Source organism: Klebsiella sp. X13, assembly GCF_003323835.1.
GTDB lineage: Bacteria > Pseudomonadota > Gammaproteobacteria > Enterobacterales > Enterobacteriaceae > Klebsiella > Klebsiella ornithinolytica.
The window spans coordinates 418379-432162 of the sequence record NZ_CP030874.1 but is presented as its reverse complement, the minus strand read 5'-3'; the positions used below and the strand labels follow the sequence as shown (position 1 = coordinate 432162).

General features: G+C 56.8%; 13 protein-coding genes. 4 read left to right on the top strand and 9 right to left on the bottom strand.

The window, feature by feature from the left end:
• Window positions 1–74 precede the first annotated feature (74 nt).
• From damX to DSD31_RS01940, 8 genes are all read right to left on the bottom strand, one after another.
• Window positions 75–1352: a cell division protein DamX gene (damX, locus tag DSD31_RS01985; RefSeq protein WP_113990809.1), complete on the bottom strand. Its 1278-nt coding sequence runs from the start codon at window positions 1350–1352 to the stop codon at window positions 75–77.
• Between the two features lie 84 nt (window positions 1353–1436).
• Window positions 1437–2531 carry a 3-dehydroquinate synthase gene (gene aroB, locus DSD31_RS01980; RefSeq protein ID WP_004868451.1) on the bottom strand — a complete coding sequence of 365 codons (1095 nt, stop codon included), beginning with the start codon at window positions 2529–2531 and terminating at the stop codon, window positions 1437–1439.
• Window positions 2532–2586: 55 nt separating this feature from the next.
• The gene (gene aroK, locus DSD31_RS01975; RefSeq protein WP_004868452.1) at window positions 2587–3108 is read right to left on the bottom strand and encodes a shikimate kinase AroK; all 522 of its coding nucleotides are present in this window, start codon (window positions 3106–3108) and stop codon (window positions 2587–2589) included.
• A 393-nt stretch (window positions 3109–3501) separates the two neighbouring features.
• Window positions 3502–4740: a DNA uptake porin HofQ gene (gene hofQ / locus DSD31_RS01960; RefSeq protein WP_113990808.1), complete on the bottom strand. Its 1239-nt coding sequence runs from the start codon at window positions 4738–4740 to the stop codon at window positions 3502–3504.
• A complete protein-coding gene (locus DSD31_RS01955) occupies window positions 4679–5068 on the bottom strand; it encodes a HofP DNA utilization family protein (protein ID WP_015585616.1) in 390 nt (129 codons plus the stop codon). The genes hofQ and DSD31_RS01955 overlap by 62 nt, the downstream gene beginning before the upstream one ends.
• On the bottom strand, window positions 5058–5507 hold the full coding sequence (locus DSD31_RS01950; protein WP_113990807.1) for a HofO family protein: 450 nt from the start codon (window positions 5505–5507) through the stop codon (window positions 5058–5060). Before DSD31_RS01950 ends, DSD31_RS01955 begins: the two co-directional genes overlap by 11 nt.
• Complete coding sequence (locus DSD31_RS01945; RefSeq protein WP_015585614.1) at window positions 5491–6030, bottom strand: PilN domain-containing protein; 540 nt, start codon at window positions 6028–6030, stop codon at window positions 5491–5493. The genes DSD31_RS01950 and DSD31_RS01945 overlap by 17 nt, the downstream gene beginning before the upstream one ends.
• On the bottom strand, window positions 6027–6818 hold the full coding sequence (locus DSD31_RS01940) for a type IV pilus biogenesis protein PilM (protein ID WP_113990806.1): 792 nt from the start codon (window positions 6816–6818) through the stop codon (window positions 6027–6029). Before DSD31_RS01940 ends, DSD31_RS01945 begins: the two co-directional genes overlap by 4 nt.
• Before the next feature lie 118 nt (window positions 6819–6936).
• Here DSD31_RS01940 and mrcA point away from each other — a divergent pair, with 118 nt between their 5' ends.
• Complete coding sequence (mrcA, locus tag DSD31_RS01935) at window positions 6937–9495, top strand: peptidoglycan glycosyltransferase/peptidoglycan DD-transpeptidase MrcA (protein WP_162786310.1); 2559 nt, start codon at window positions 6937–6939, stop codon at window positions 9493–9495.
• An 87-nt stretch (window positions 9496–9582) separates the two neighbouring features.
• Here mrcA and nudE read toward each other — a convergent pair whose 3' ends face one another.
• Window positions 9583–10143: an ADP compounds hydrolase NudE gene (gene nudE, locus DSD31_RS01930; RefSeq protein WP_004868466.1), complete on the bottom strand. Its 561-nt coding sequence runs from the start codon at window positions 10141–10143 to the stop codon at window positions 9583–9585.
• A gap of 329 nt (window positions 10144–10472) precedes the next feature.
• Between nudE and DSD31_RS01925 the strand changes: the two genes are divergently transcribed.
• Genes DSD31_RS01925 through hslR form a run of 3 tightly spaced genes read left to right on the top strand, consistent with a single transcriptional unit; the run spans window position 10473 to window position 13743 of the window.
• On the top strand, window positions 10473–12602 hold the full coding sequence (locus tag DSD31_RS01925) for an intracellular growth attenuator family protein (protein WP_064356617.1): 2130 nt from the start codon (window positions 10473–10475) through the stop codon (window positions 12600–12602).
• 59 nt (window positions 12603–12661) lie between these two features.
• Window positions 12662–13345: a GMP/IMP nucleotidase gene (gene yrfG / locus DSD31_RS01920; RefSeq protein ID WP_004868470.1), complete on the top strand. Its 684-nt coding sequence runs from the start codon at window positions 12662–12664 to the stop codon at window positions 13343–13345.
• A complete protein-coding gene (hslR, locus tag DSD31_RS01915; protein ID WP_004868472.1) occupies window positions 13342–13743 on the top strand; it encodes a ribosome-associated heat shock protein Hsp15 in 402 nt (133 codons plus the stop codon). The genes yrfG and hslR overlap by 4 nt, the downstream gene beginning before the upstream one ends.
• Window positions 13744–13784 lie beyond the last annotated feature (41 nt).

Sequence of the window (13784 nt, the reverse complement as noted above, 5' to 3'; positions counted from 1 at the left end):
GCCTAACTAATTACCACATTCTCCGGCTGTGGAGAAAGCTCCGACAGCACCCTGCGCTTAAGACTACACCGCACTTACTTCAGATCGGCCTGAACCTGATGCAGCGGTTTCGCCCACGGGTTTTTCGCCTGCACATCCGCTGGCAGAGTGGCTACAGCACGCTTCGCTTCATCTTTCGAAGCGTAGATACCGCTGACCAGTACATACCATGGCTGACCGTTACGCGTGGTCTCGTAGACGACATATTTATCCAGCTTCTCTTTCTTCGCCCAGCTATTCAGGTTGTTGTAGTTGGAGGAGCTGCTGAGTTGCAGAGTGTAGTTACCCGACGGCGCCGCTTTCATCGAGCTGACATCACCCGCTGTTTTACCCCCGGCAGTTGCAGCCGGAGCCGCCGTCGCCGCAGCGGTAGCCGCTGGTGCGGTCGCGGTTGTCGTTGTCGTCGGAGCCGGCTTCGTCGTCTGTGCGGTGGCAACAGGTTTGCTCGGCTGAGCGACAGGCGCTTTCACCGGCGCAGCCGCAGCGGTGCTTTCAACACGCTTCGGCTGAACAGGTTTCGCTTCAACCGGCGCTTTCGCCACTGGTTTCGGCTCAATCACCGTATGCTTACGCTCTACCGGACGCGGAGCGGCGGCAGTCTGACGTTCAGTTGTTGCCTGACGCGGGGCGGCGCCATTACGGACAGGAGCAACGGTCGCCGGTTCAGTCGGCAGCGTAGAGTTCGCTACGGCGCTGTCAATCTGGCCCTGCTGCTGAGTCAAGGCATTATTCAGGTCGCCCTGCACCTCAACACGCTGCTGTCCCTGCGGCTCAGCGCTAGTCTGACCCTGAGTCGGATTAGAGGCGATCGGCGGCAGAGAAACATCCTGCTGCGGGTTGTTTGCCGTGGTCTGGTCCTGAGCGACAGGCTGGCCATTGCCAGACTGATCGCCTGACAGGTTAATGCTCTTTTCGCCTGACGCGGTTTGTTCACTGGAAGAGGATGGCGATTTCAGTGCAGAGCCAATGCCAACGATCAGCAGCAGCAGCACGAGAATCCCCACCCCCATCATAATATACTGGCGGGAGGCTGGCTTCGCGGGCGCTTTCTTACGCTTGCGCGGACGACGCTCAACCTGCTGCTCTTCCGACTCTTCGTCTTCTTCAGACTCTACGTCCGCTTCATACTCTTCTTCATCGCGCTCACGGCGTGCTTTGCTGGCGCGCGTCGGACGGCTGTCGTCCGCATCAAGATCGACATCATCAAAATTGATCTGCGGATCGCTATCGCGCTCGGAAGATTGACGGGAACGACCAGTACGACGATCGCTGCGATCGGCTTTCAGATCATCTTCTGGTTTTAATTCATCCATTTAACACCCCACTAAAAGGCTTATGCTCACGACTATTGCATGTCACCTGAAATGATAACGCCGCGCGGACGCGGCTAGACCTTCTTATTGTTGCGCTAGCTGAGTATCAGCAATCGCGCCAAGAACAACATCATGCGACACTCCGCCGCGAACTTCGCTTTTCCCTATTGCCAGCGGTAGCACCAGCCGCATTTCGCCTGCCAGCACCTTTTTATCACGCATCATGTGGGGCAGATACGCCTGCGCAGTCATCTCCTGCGGCCCACGTACCGGCAAGCCCGCACGCTGCAGCAGCGTCACGATACGCTGTGTATCCTGTGCGCTGAACTGCCCTAATCGCTCGGACGTATGCGCGGCCATCACCATACCGGCAGCAACGGCTTCACCGTGTAGCCAGTTACCGTAGCCCATTTCAGCTTCGATAGCATGACCAAAAGTATGTCCAAGATTGAGTAAAGCACGTAACCCGGTTTCGCGCTCGTCGGCCGCAACAACTTCGGCTTTCAGCTCACAGCAACGACGAATACAGTACGCCATCGCCTTCTCATCAAGCGCCATCAGCGCATCGATATTGCTTTCCAGCCAGCTGAAGAATTCACCGTCGAGGATAATGCCGTATTTGATCACTTCGGCCAGTCCGGAAGAGAGTTCACGGGCCGGCAACGTCTTAAGACAGTTGAGATCGACGACCACGGAAACCGGCTGCCAGAAGGCACCAATCATGTTTTTACCAAGAGGGTGATTGACGGCCGTCTTGCCGCCGACCGAAGAGTCCACCTGCGACAGCAGGGTGGTTGGAACCTGGATAAAACGCACGCCGCGCTGATAGCTAGCCGCGGCAAAGCCGGTTAAATCACCGACCACGCCGCCGCCGAGCGCCACCAGAGTGGTGTCACGGCCGTGCGGTTTTTGCAGTAAAGCGGTAAAGACCGAGTCCATCACCGTCAGGCTTTTGTACTGCTCGCCGTCGGGTAGAATGACGCTATCTACGTTAACCCCCGCCTGCTCCAGTACAGAGCGAACGTTATCCAGATAAAGCGGCGCCAGCGTTTCATTGGTGACCAGCATAACCTGGTCGCCTGATTTCAGTGGCTGGAAGGAAGCTGGATCGTTAAACAAACCAGCCGCGATGGTAATCGGGTAACTACGTTCCCCGAGGGTTACAGTAAGCCTCTCCATAACGCGACGTCCACCTCAGTTGCTTTTTACTCTGACGCTCTTTATTAAGCCAGAATCAATTGCTTTCCAGCATATGAATAATCTGGTTTGCCACTACTTTTGCGCTCTGATCGTCGGTACGGATAGTGACGTCAGCAATCTCTTCATACAGCGGGTTGCGTTCGTCGGCCAACGCTTCAAGAACTTCGCGAGGCGGCGCTTCAACTTGTAAGAGAGGACGCTTTTTATCGCGCTGCGTACGGGCAAGCTGCTTTTCGATCGTTGTTTCCAGGTACACCACCACGCCGCGGGCGGAGAGACGGTTACGCGTTTCACGGGATTTCACAGAGCCGCCGCCAGTCGCCAGCACAATTCCCTGTTTTTCCGTCAACTCATTGATGATCTTTTCTTCACGGTCGCGGAAGCCGTCTTCACCTTCGACATCGAAAACCCAGCCCACATCTGCGCCAGTGCGTTTCTCAATCTCTTGATCAGAATCGTAAAATTCCATATTGAGCTGTTGGGCTAACTGGCGCCCAATAGTGCTTTTGCCGGCACCCATAGGCCCAACCAGAAAGATATTGCGTTTCTCTGCCATTTTTTCGGTACTACTAAGACTATTCGTTAATGGTAAACCCGCTTCGCGAATACCCAGCGCAGCAGGACATGAACTGAAACCTCATATGCAATAGAGCGAGAGTCAGACTAAAAATTATCTCAATACTCAGGCAGGTTTGGCAACTGAATATACTCGTCATTATTCAAACTACCTCGCCGTCGGCTGCACTCATACGCCTCCAGGTGCATAGTTATCTATGTTTCTGGGGGTAAACCAGCTTACCGCCTCGACGCATCCTGAATGATCTTGTGGATAAATCACCGGACAAAAAGGGAGGATTGATGCCGAACCCGACTCTCAAATCGGTACCCCTTGTATGCTAAATCCGTCCTCACGTCAAACACCTGAAACGTGTTTAGCAAGAAAAACCGCTTAATGCACTGCCAGAATTCGTGGGGTAATGAAGACAACCAGTTCACGCCGTTCGTTATCTTTGCCGTCGCGACGAAACAGCTGGCCGAGCAGCGGAATGTCGCCCAGTAGCGGAATACTGTCGCGGGCAGATTTCTTTTTTTGCGAAAAGATTCCGCCCAGAGCCAGCGTTTCGCCGCTTCTCACTTCAACCTGGGTCTCAATTTCCTGTTTATCGATAGCCAACGCTTCGCCATTTTCCTGCTTCAGAACCTGACCTGGCGTATTCTCCGTAATGCGTAGTTTCAGGCGCACACGATTCTGTTGCAGAACCGTTGGCGTGACCTCCATTCCCAGTACCGCCTCTTTGAACTCAATCGATGTTGCACCGCTTTCCCCGCGCGAGACCTGATAGGGAATTTCACTCCCCTGCTTAATGCTGGCAGACTGCATATGAGAAGCCAGCAAGCGCGGGCTGGCGATGATTTCCACCTGCTGTTTTTGCTCCAGCGCCGAAAGCTCCAGCTCCAGCAAGCGCCCGCTCAGGCGGCCGATATTAAACCCCACGCGATTGCTGGCATTGTTCAGCGCCTGATGGCTGCTTAAGGTCGTCAGCTTACCGGAACCCGGCATGCTGCTGGCTTCGGCCATGCTCCATTTCACCCCCAGTTCACGCAGGCTGGTTTCGCTCATCGAGACAATATGTGCCGCCAGCTCGACCTGACCGACCGGCAGATCCATCTCCTGGGCCCACGCGGTCAATGCCGACAGATGCGCGGCATCGTCGTGAATGAACAGTCGATTGGTGCGTTTATCCACCGTCAGGCTACCCCGGGCGCTGAGCAATTTATCCCCGGACTTCGCCAGCTCGCTCGCATCAGCATGCTGCAGCATCACGCTATGCCTTTGCAAAGGCAGGTTCTGCAATTGCTTCGCGCGCGCCGCCTCTTGTTGCGCCTGCCGCGCATTTTGCCAGACCAGCGTATGCACATGCAGTACCGTGCCCTGTTGGTTATACATCAGCCCGGCGCTATCAATCACCGCGCGCAATGCCTGCTGCCAGGGAACGTTCTTCAGATGAAGCGACACCGTACCGCTGACGTCAGGCGCCACAACCAGATTTTTTTGCTGCATCTCGGCCAGCGTTTGCAGTACCTGGGCAACCGGCACATCGTCCACCACCAGCGACACGAGTTTCTCATTTTTTGCCGTCGCTATTGCTGGCAACAGCAGAAACAGCAGGCTTATCCATCGCATCATATTTTGTTCCTTTTTCCCGCAGCCATTCCCAATGCGCAGGTTCGCATCCAGGCCCTGTTGTTATTGCAACTCGCTCCGCCGTCAGCAAATGGATTCGCCAGCCTCCCGGCAAAGCGTCCTCTTTTCGCACCCGGCGCCATTGGTTACGATGATCCAGTAAATAACCCACCCAATAGTGCCGATGACCGACCGCGCCGCCATAGCGCCATTGCGCCAGCTGTGCCGTCTGGCAGCGATCCTCCGGAGGCCGAAACGGATCGCGATCGCCGGCCAGCAAGGATAGCGGCAGCGGAAGCAGCCACAGAAAACGCCAACCCTTACCCCACATCTTCGGCCTCCAGCTGTAGCGTCATCAGGAGCGTCTTTTTTTCCGGACGCAGTGAAAAGCCCGTTACACGCATTCCGCACTCCGCCAGCCAGGAAAACAGCGGCGGGACCGCCTGCCAGCGGACCTCCAGCAGCAGCTCGCCGCCGCGCCCCGACGGGCGCCAGCTCACCAGCATGGCGCCTGATACCGGCAGCGTAATCGGGGAGAACAGCGCACGCTTTTGTTCATCCAGGAAGGCATTTTGCAAGGTAGTCTGCAGCGGTATTAACCGAAGCCACTGCTGGCGCAGACGGAGATGTCCGTCGGTTTCTGCCGGTGGAGGCGAAGCTGAGAGTCGGGAAAAAATCACCGCGATCAGCCCCAGAACAATCGGCAGCGCGAGCCGCCCGCCGCGCAGAGAAAAAAATGCCGTCATTCCACGTTCAATGAGTGCCTGCATCAGCGTGCTCTCCGCTCAGGGAAAAGCGAAACTGCCAGCGCCCCTGCTCACCGCGGCGCGTTTCATCGGCTCTGGCCGGTTTGAACCCGGCAACCGCGCTCAGCGCTTTTTCCAGTCCCGCCACGGCCTTAAGATTCAGCGCCAGACCGCTCAACATCAAGGTATCGCGCTGATACTCCAGCCGGGTTAACCAGGCCTGCTCCGGTAGCTGCGCGGCGATTGCCCATAACCGGGACTGCCAGGCCTCGGTTAATGCCCTTTTTTGCTGTCTCAGGCGCAGCCGCTGTCCTTGCTGCTGTCGCTCCAGCATCATGCTTTCGCGCTGCCGGAGTGCGGACCAGAGCTGGTTTTCAGCCGCGGCTCTCACCGCAGTCAGCGCCTCAACCGCGTGACGCTCAGCCCGCTTAACCTGAGCAATCGTCAGCAAGATCAGTAGAAACCCCACCGCGTACAGCAGCACGATACGCAGCCGCTGGCGGCGACGCGCTTCACGCCAGGGCAAAAAATTCACCGCCGTCGTCATCGTTGCCGCCCTCCTAACGCCAGCCCAATCGCCACGGCATAGCGCTCTCCACAGTCCGGCAGCGGTGGCTGCAGGCGATGAATGACGCGCCAGGGGTCAAAAGAGGTCTCATCGCCAGAACGCGTGGCGCAGCGCTGGAGTGATTTGGCATCGATCAACCGGGAGAGCTGTGAAAACGAAGAGGCTTCAGCGCACGGCAAACTGCCCCAGCCTTCCCGCGTTGCCCACAGCCAATGAGGATCGTTGCGCCACGCGAGGCCTTGCGAGCCAGACGGCAGCCAGGGGAGGAATGCTGCCAGCGCGCAGGCATCCGGTACAATGCCTGCGATGCTCAGCTTCAGGCGGGCGGCGAGCTGACGCAGAGCGTCGATATCCAGGCGTTGTGCTGCCGTCACCCGCCATTCGTTCTTTGCCGGCGCGGCGGAATAATCGACACATAGCGAGGCGGCCGGCATCTCCAGCTGTTGCGCCATCACGCTGGCTATCCAGGTTGCCCGCTCCTTATCGCGCAGAGACAGCTGCGGATGCGGCAGCTGCTTTTGTAACGTTCGGCTGGCCGGAAACGCAATGCTGACCTGATGTTGCAAAGGCAGTTCCCGCCGCCAGTTCTGCAACCGTTCAGCCAGCGCAGCCACGTCAACCACCATGCCATGGCGCACGATGCCGGGCGCCAGTTCGATATCCCACCAGCGGCATAACGCCCAGCGGGAACGCGCGTAGCGCAGTGCGACCAGCACTATTGCGTCCTGTTGAATATGCATCCCGATTCGCCAGTTGCTGAAAGCCATGCTTACGATCTCCTTGTCCACCATTACGGCTCGACTCTATCAATGCACCAGGCTTGCCTTTATACTACCGCGCGTTTGTTTATAAACTGCCCAAATTAAACTTAATGGGAAATCTCCGGTGAAGTTCGTAAAGTATCTATTGATCCTTGCAGTCTGTTGCGTACTGCTGGGAGCAGGCTCGGTTTTTGGCCTCTATAAATATATTGAGCCGCAACTCCCTGACGTCGCGACCCTGAAGGATGTGCGTTTGCAGATCCCGATGCAGGTCTATAGCGCGGATGGCGAGCTTATTGCGCAGTATGGCGAGAAACGCCGTATTCCCGTCACGCTGCAGCAAATGCCGCCCGAGCTGATCAAAGCGTTTATTGCCACCGAAGATAGTCGTTTCTATGAACATCACGGCGTCGATCCGGTCGGTATTTTCCGTGCAGCCAGCGTCGCCATGTTCTCAGGCCATGCCTCACAGGGCGCCAGTACCATCACCCAGCAGTTAGCGCGTAACTTCTTCCTGAGCCCGGAGAAGACGCTGATGCGTAAGATCAAAGAGGCCTTTCTGGCGATTCGCATCGAGCAGTTGCTGAATAAAGACGAAATCCTTGAGCTGTACCTGAATAAAATCTATCTCGGCTACCGCGCCTATGGCGTCGGCGCGGCGGCGCAGGTTTACTTTGGTAAATCTGTCGACCAGCTTAGCCTGAGCGAAATGGCCGTTATCGCCGGCCTGCCTAAAGCACCATCGACATTTAACCCGCTCTATTCCATGGACCGCGCGACCGCGCGTCGTAACGTTGTTCTGGCACGTATGCTGAGCGAAGGCTATATCACGCAGACGCAATACGATCAGGCGCGCAACGAAGCCATTGACGCCCGCTACCACGCACCGGAAATCGCTTTCTCGGCGCCTTATCTCAGTGAAATGGTCCGCCAGGAGATGGTCAACCGCTATGGCGAGCAGGCGTATGAAGATGGCTACCGCGTTTACACCACTATCACGCGTAAAAACCAGCAGTCCGCTCAGCAGGCCGTCCGCAATAACGTGCTCGATTACGATATGCGCCATGGCTACCGCGGCCCGGCTAACGTGCTGTGGAAAGTGGGCGAAACGCCCTGGGATCAGGCGAAAATTATCGCATCGCTGAAAAGCCTGCCCGGCTACGGGCCGCTTGCTCCGGCGGTGATTACCTCGGCAAATCCCCAGGAAGCGGTCGCGTTATTAAGTAATGGAACGTCGGTCACGCTGAACATGGAGGGCGTCCGCTGGGCGCGTCGCTTTATCTCCGATACCCAGCAAGGAGCGACTCCGCGCAAGGTCACCGATGTCCTGCAGTCCGGGCAGCAAATTTGGGTCCGTCAGGTCGGCGACCGCTGGTGGTTGTCGCAGGTACCGGATGTGAACTCGGCGCTGGTTTCCATTAACCCGCAGAACGGCGCCATTATCGCCCTGGTCGGCGGGTTCGACTTCAATCAAAGTAAATTCAACCGCGCGACCCAGGCCCTGCGCCAGGTAGGCTCGAACATTAAGCCGTTCCTCTACACCGCGGCGATGGATAAAGGCCTGACGCTGGCCAGTATGCTTAACGATGTGCCGATTTCCCGTTGGGACGCCGGTGCCGGTTCCGACTGGCAGCCGAAAAACTCCCCGCCGCAGTACGCCGGCCCGATTCGCTTGCGTCAGGGACTGGGGCAGTCGAAGAACGTCGTGATGGTTCGCGCCATGCGTGCCATGGGCGTGGATTACGCGGCGGAGTATCTACAGCGTTTCGGTTTCCCGGCGGGGAATATCGTGCATACCGAGTCGCTGGCGCTGGGGTCCGCATCCTTTACGCCGCTGCAGGTTGCGCGCGGTTATTCGGTGATGGCCAACGGCGGCTTCCTGGTCACGCCATTCTTTATCAGCAAAATCGAGACCGATCAGGGCGGCGTGATCTTTGAGGAGCGGCCTAAAGTTGCCTGTCCGCAGTGCAACCTGCCGGTCATTTACGGCGATACGCCGAAATCCGACGTGCTGGAAAATAAGGATGTCGAAGATGTCGCGACCTCGACAACACCGCAGAACTCCGCGGTGCCGCCGCAGCCAGAGCTTGAACAGGTCAACCAGGCGCTGGTTGCCCAATCCGGCGCCCAGGAATACGCGCCGCATGTGATCAGCACGCCATTGTCATTCCTGATTAAAAGCGCCCTGAACAGTAACATCTTCGGCGAACCGGGCTGGATGGGTACCGGCTGGCGCGCCGGGCGCGATCTGCAGCGCCACGATATCGGCGGTAAAACGGGGACCACCAACAGCTCAAAAGATGCGTGGTTCTCCGGCTACGGCCCGGGTGTCGTGACGTCGGTATGGATTGGTTTTGACGATCACCGCCGCGATCTGGGGCGGACTACCGCATCCGGCGCGATTAAAGATCAGATTTCCGGCTATGAGGGGGGAGCCAAAAGCGCCCAGCCAGCCTGGGATAACTTTATGAAACGCGTGCTGGAAGGCGTACCTGAAGAGCCATTAACCCCGCCGCCTGGCGTGGTAACGGTCAATATCGACCGCAGCACCGGTCAGTTGGCGAGCGGCGGTAACAGCCGCGCCGAATACTTCATTGATGGCACACAGCCGACCCATCAGGCGGTGCATGAAGTGGGGACCACGATCACCGATGGTGGCGGTGAAACCCACGAACTGTTCTGACAAAAAAAGCGCCTGCGGGCGCTTTTTTTCTGCTTCTCTCTGCAGGCCATGGTGACAGGCCGGATGTTTGGCAAAGCGCCGGGCGGTCTACAGGCGTCCCTGAGCCTTCAGCCACTCGCGGACCAAAAACAGGGCGCTGACGTTGCGCGCTTCGTTAAAATCTTCATCATCCAACAGCGCCATTAGCTGCGACAGCGGCCAGCGCACCTGCGGTAAAGGTTCCGGCTCATCGCCAGGCAGCGATTCCGGGTACAGATCTTCAGCCACCAGGATATTCATCTTGCTGGAGAAATAGGAGGGTGCCATGCTCAGTTTTTTCAGGAACGTCAGCTTATTGGCGCCGAAACCGACCTCTTCTTTCAGTTCACGGTTAGCGGCTTCCATGACGGTTTCACCTGGATCAATCAGCCCTTTAGAAAAACCAAGCTCATAAGATTCGGTGCCAACGGCATATTCACGAATCAGAATGAGATGGTCATCGACAATCGGTACAATCATCACGGCTTCACGCGTCGAAGGGCGCATGCGTTCATAAACGCGACGCACGCCGTTGCTGAATTCCAGGTCCACGCTTTCAACGTTAAAAAGACGCGAGCGCGCTACTGTTTCAACATTGAGAATGGTGGGTTTTTGTAATGATTTGCTCATTGTTATCGATCTATGCTGTGATTCCAGAAGTCATTGTGCGATACGCAGCACGGTTTCGGCAATTCAATTCGCCACTTATTTACATAGTTGCAACCTGCACTCGCAAAACGAGAGAATCAGAAAGATAAAAAAGTCAATAGGTTGAAATGTTTTTGAGAATTTACTGATTCCTGGATTTTAACGATTTTGATAAGCTTGTATGCTGCTGTATCGCACAATAAATTTTCCCGTATACATACGATATCTGCCGAGAGCACACTGCAGGTTCACGCAAAGTGTTAAGCAACTAAAGACACCTGTAAGAAAAGAATAACTACGATGGGATGGGCATGGGCACCTTTCTGATTTCTTTCACAGCTCTGCTAATCTGCGCATTGCTTATCGGGTGGTGGTATCGATCGCATGCCAGACGTCGCCGCCTCCCTCTCCTGCATGCCTTTAGCGATGCCGTCACCCGCAAGCTTTCTGAGCAAGAACGCCGCGCGGTGGAAAAGTACCTTGAAGGTCTCAACCACGCCCGACAAATGCCGGCATCGGGGGCAAGCGTTGCCCCTGCCGTACTGTCTCTCACCCAACAGAGCGATACTGTTTTCACGGTGACCCGCGCCATTACGCGCTATGGCATTACCACCGATGACCCGAACAAATGGCGCTACTTCCTCGACTCGGTGGAGGTGCATCTGCCGCCTTTCTGGGAGCAGTATATCAATGACGAAAATAGCGTTGAGCTGATACCCACCGACAGCCTGCCGCTGGTCATTGCCCTCAATGGCCATGCGCTCAGCGACTACCCGCAGGAGAGCCGCAGTTATGCCCTCGAACGGACGTCGTCAACCCAGGCGTCAATCCGCGGGGAAGAGAGCGAGCAGATCGAGCTGTTGAGCATTCGCCAGGAAACGGCAGAGGAATACGCGCTGAGTCGGCCGGATGGGCTGCGTGAAGCGATCTTTATCGTCACCTCGTTCCTGCTGTTTTACTTCAGCCTGATAAGCCCCTATGTTTTTACCCCGTGGCTACTGCTCGGTGGACTACTGTTCCTGGCTGCGGGCCTGTGGGGTATCTACGCGCCGCCGCGTAAAGCGGCGCTCCGGGAGATCCACTGCCTGCGCGGGATGCCCAAACGCTGGGGTCTGTTTGGCGAAAATGACCAGGAGCATATCAATAATATCTCCCTGGGTATTATCGATCTGATCTATCCGCGCCACTGGCAACCCTGGATTGCCCAGGATCTCGGCCAGCAGACGGATATCGATATCTATCTCAGCCGTCACGTCGTGCGTCAGGGGCGCTTCCTGTCGTTGCACGATGAAGTGAAAAACTTCCCGCTTCAGTACTGGCTGCGTAGCGCCATTATCGCTATCGGCGCACTGCTGGTGGTGGTGATGCTGTGGGCCAGCGTCCCGCTGAATATGCCGTTTAAGTTTACGCTTTCATGGCTGAAAGGGGCGCAAACCATTGAAGCGACTACCGTTGCCCAGCTGGAGAAGTCGCAGGTTCGCCTCGGCGATACGCTGCGATTGAAAGGTACCGGAACCTGCAATATCCACTCGCCGGATAGCTGGACGGCGAAAGAGAACTCGCCGTTTATGCCGTTTGATTGCTCGCAGATCATCTGGAATGACGCGCCTCCCCTACCGCTTCCGGAGTCCGACGTCGTCGGCAAAGCCACGGCGCTGATGCAATCCGTGCAGCGCCAGCTACATCCCGATCCGGACGATGACTCGCACGTCAGCCCCGCGCTGCGCTCGGCGATTCAGAAATCAGGCATGGTGCTGCTGGATGATTTTGGCGATATCGTCATAAAAACCAACAACCTGTGTGCGGCAAAAGATGACTGTACCCGTTTGAAAAACGCGCTGGTTAACCTGGGCAATACGCGTAACTGGGAAGCGCTGACCAAACGCGCCAACTCGGGCAAGCTGGATGGCGTCAACGTTCTGCTGCGCCCGGTTAGCGCTGAGTCGCTGGAAAATCTGGTCACCACCTCAACGGCACCGTTTGTCATTCGTGAAACCTCACGCGCAGCGCAGGCCCTTAACAGTCCGGCTCCCGGCGGTTTCCTGATTGTCAGTGATGAAGGCAGCGATCTGGTCAATCAGCCGTGGCCGACCACCAGCTTGTATGACTATCCGGCGCATGAACAGTGGGGCGAACTGCAGCGTCTGGCCAGAATGCTGATGCATACGCCGTTCCACGCCGAGGGGATTGTGACCAATCTCTATACCGATGCCAATGGCACTCAGCACATCAACCTGCATCGTATTCCAGACCGTTCAGGTCTGTGGCGCTATCTGGGGACGACGCTGCTTCTGCTGACCATGCTGGGCTGCATGTCGTGGCACGGGATCCTGACGATTCGTCGCTACCAGCGTCATCGCCAGCGAATGGAAGATATTCAGAAATACTACGAAAGCTGCCTGAATCCGGTACTCATCCCCTCGCCGGAACATCAAGAGTAATTCCCTGCGCGGCGGGGTGTGATACCCTGTCGCGCATTTCCCCTCGCTGGAGACTCACCATGCATTTTGATATCGCCTGGCAGGAGGTTGATACCGTTCTGCTGGATATGGATGGCACGCTGCTCGACCTCGCCTTCGACAACTATTTTTGGCAAAAGCTGGTGCCGGAAACCTGGGGAGCGGCACGCGGGCTCAACCTGCAGGAGGCCAAAGAGGCGATGCACCAGGAGTATCACGCGGTGCAGCATACGCTAAACTGGTACTGTCTGGACTACTGGAGCGAGCGCCTGAATTTGGATATTCGTGCGATGACCAGCGAGCAGGGGCCAAGAGCAGCCCTGCGTGAAGATACCGTCCCGTTCCTTGATGCGCTCAAGGCCAGCGGCAAGCGGCGCATCCTGCTGACCAACGCCCATCCGCACAATCTGGCGGTAAAGCTTGAACATACCGGTCTCGACGCACACCTTGATTTATTGCTTTCTACCCACACATTTGGTTATCCGAAAGAAGATCAGCGTCTGTGGCGTGCGGTGGCGGAAGAAACCGGCTTCGATGCGCGCAAAACGCTCTTTGTTGACGATAGCGAGGCGATTCTCGATGCCGCGGCTCAGTTTGGTGTTCGCTACTGCCTGGGCGTCACGAATCCGGATTCCGGGCTGGCGGAAAAAAGCTATGCCCGACATCCGGGATTGAACGACTACCGGCGCCTGATCCCTTCGCTGACCCCAAAGGAGAGGCCATGAAAGAGAAGCCCGTCGAAGCCGTCAGGCTGGACAAATGGCTTTGGGCAGCCCGCATTTATAAAACCCGTGCGCTGGCGCGCGAGATGATTGAAGGCGGCAAGGTGCATTACAACGGACAGCGCAGCAAGCCGGGTAAAATCGTTGAGCCGGGCGCCACTCTGACGCTACGCCAGGGCAACGACGAACGTATTCTGCTGGTCAAAGGGATAACCGAACAGCGCCGACCTGCCAGTGAAGCCGTCGCCTTGTATGAAGAGACGGCAGAGAGCATCGAAAAACGCGAGAAAATGGCGCTGGCGCGCAAAATGAACGCGCTGACCATGCCGCATCCCGACAGACGTCCGGACAAGAAAGAACGCCGCGACCTGATGAGATTTAAACACGGCGACAGTGAGTAACCGCCTATACCTGTAGGCACCGCTGTTGCCAGCAAGAGAGA

Coding starts and splice junctions, on each gene's coding strand:
- damX (WP_113990809.1), bottom strand. CDS start 1,352: ATGGATGAATTAAAACCAGAAGATGATCTGAAAGCCGATCGCAGCGAT.
- aroB (WP_004868451.1), bottom strand. CDS start 2,531: ATGGAGAGGCTTACTGTAACCCTCGGGGAACGTAGTTACCCGATTACC.
- aroK (WP_004868452.1), bottom strand. CDS start 3,108: ATGGCAGAGAAACGCAATATCTTTCTGGTTGGGCCTATGGGTGCCGGC.
- hofQ (WP_113990808.1), bottom strand. CDS start 4,740: ATGATGCGATGGATAAGCCTGCTGTTTCTGCTGTTGCCAGCAATAGCG.
- DSD31_RS01955 (WP_015585616.1), bottom strand. CDS start 5,068: ATGTGGGGTAAGGGTTGGCGTTTTCTGTGGCTGCTTCCGCTGCCGCTA.
- DSD31_RS01950 (WP_113990807.1), bottom strand. CDS start 5,507: ATGCAGGCACTCATTGAACGTGGAATGACGGCATTTTTTTCTCTGCGC.
- DSD31_RS01945 (WP_015585614.1), bottom strand. CDS start 6,030: ATGACGACGGCGGTGAATTTTTTGCCCTGGCGTGAAGCGCGTCGCCGC.
- DSD31_RS01940 (WP_113990806.1), bottom strand. CDS start 6,818: ATGGCTTTCAGCAACTGGCGAATCGGGATGCATATTCAACAGGACGCA.
- nudE (WP_004868466.1), bottom strand. CDS start 10,143: ATGAGCAAATCATTACAAAAACCCACCATTCTCAATGTTGAAACAGTA.
- DSD31_RS01925 (WP_064356617.1), top strand. CDS start 10,473: ATGGGCACCTTTCTGATTTCTTTCACAGCTCTGCTAATCTGCGCATTG.
- yrfG (WP_004868470.1), top strand. CDS start 12,662: ATGCATTTTGATATCGCCTGGCAGGAGGTTGATACCGTTCTGCTGGAT.
- hslR (WP_004868472.1), top strand. CDS start 13,342: ATGAAAGAGAAGCCCGTCGAAGCCGTCAGGCTGGACAAATGGCTTTGG.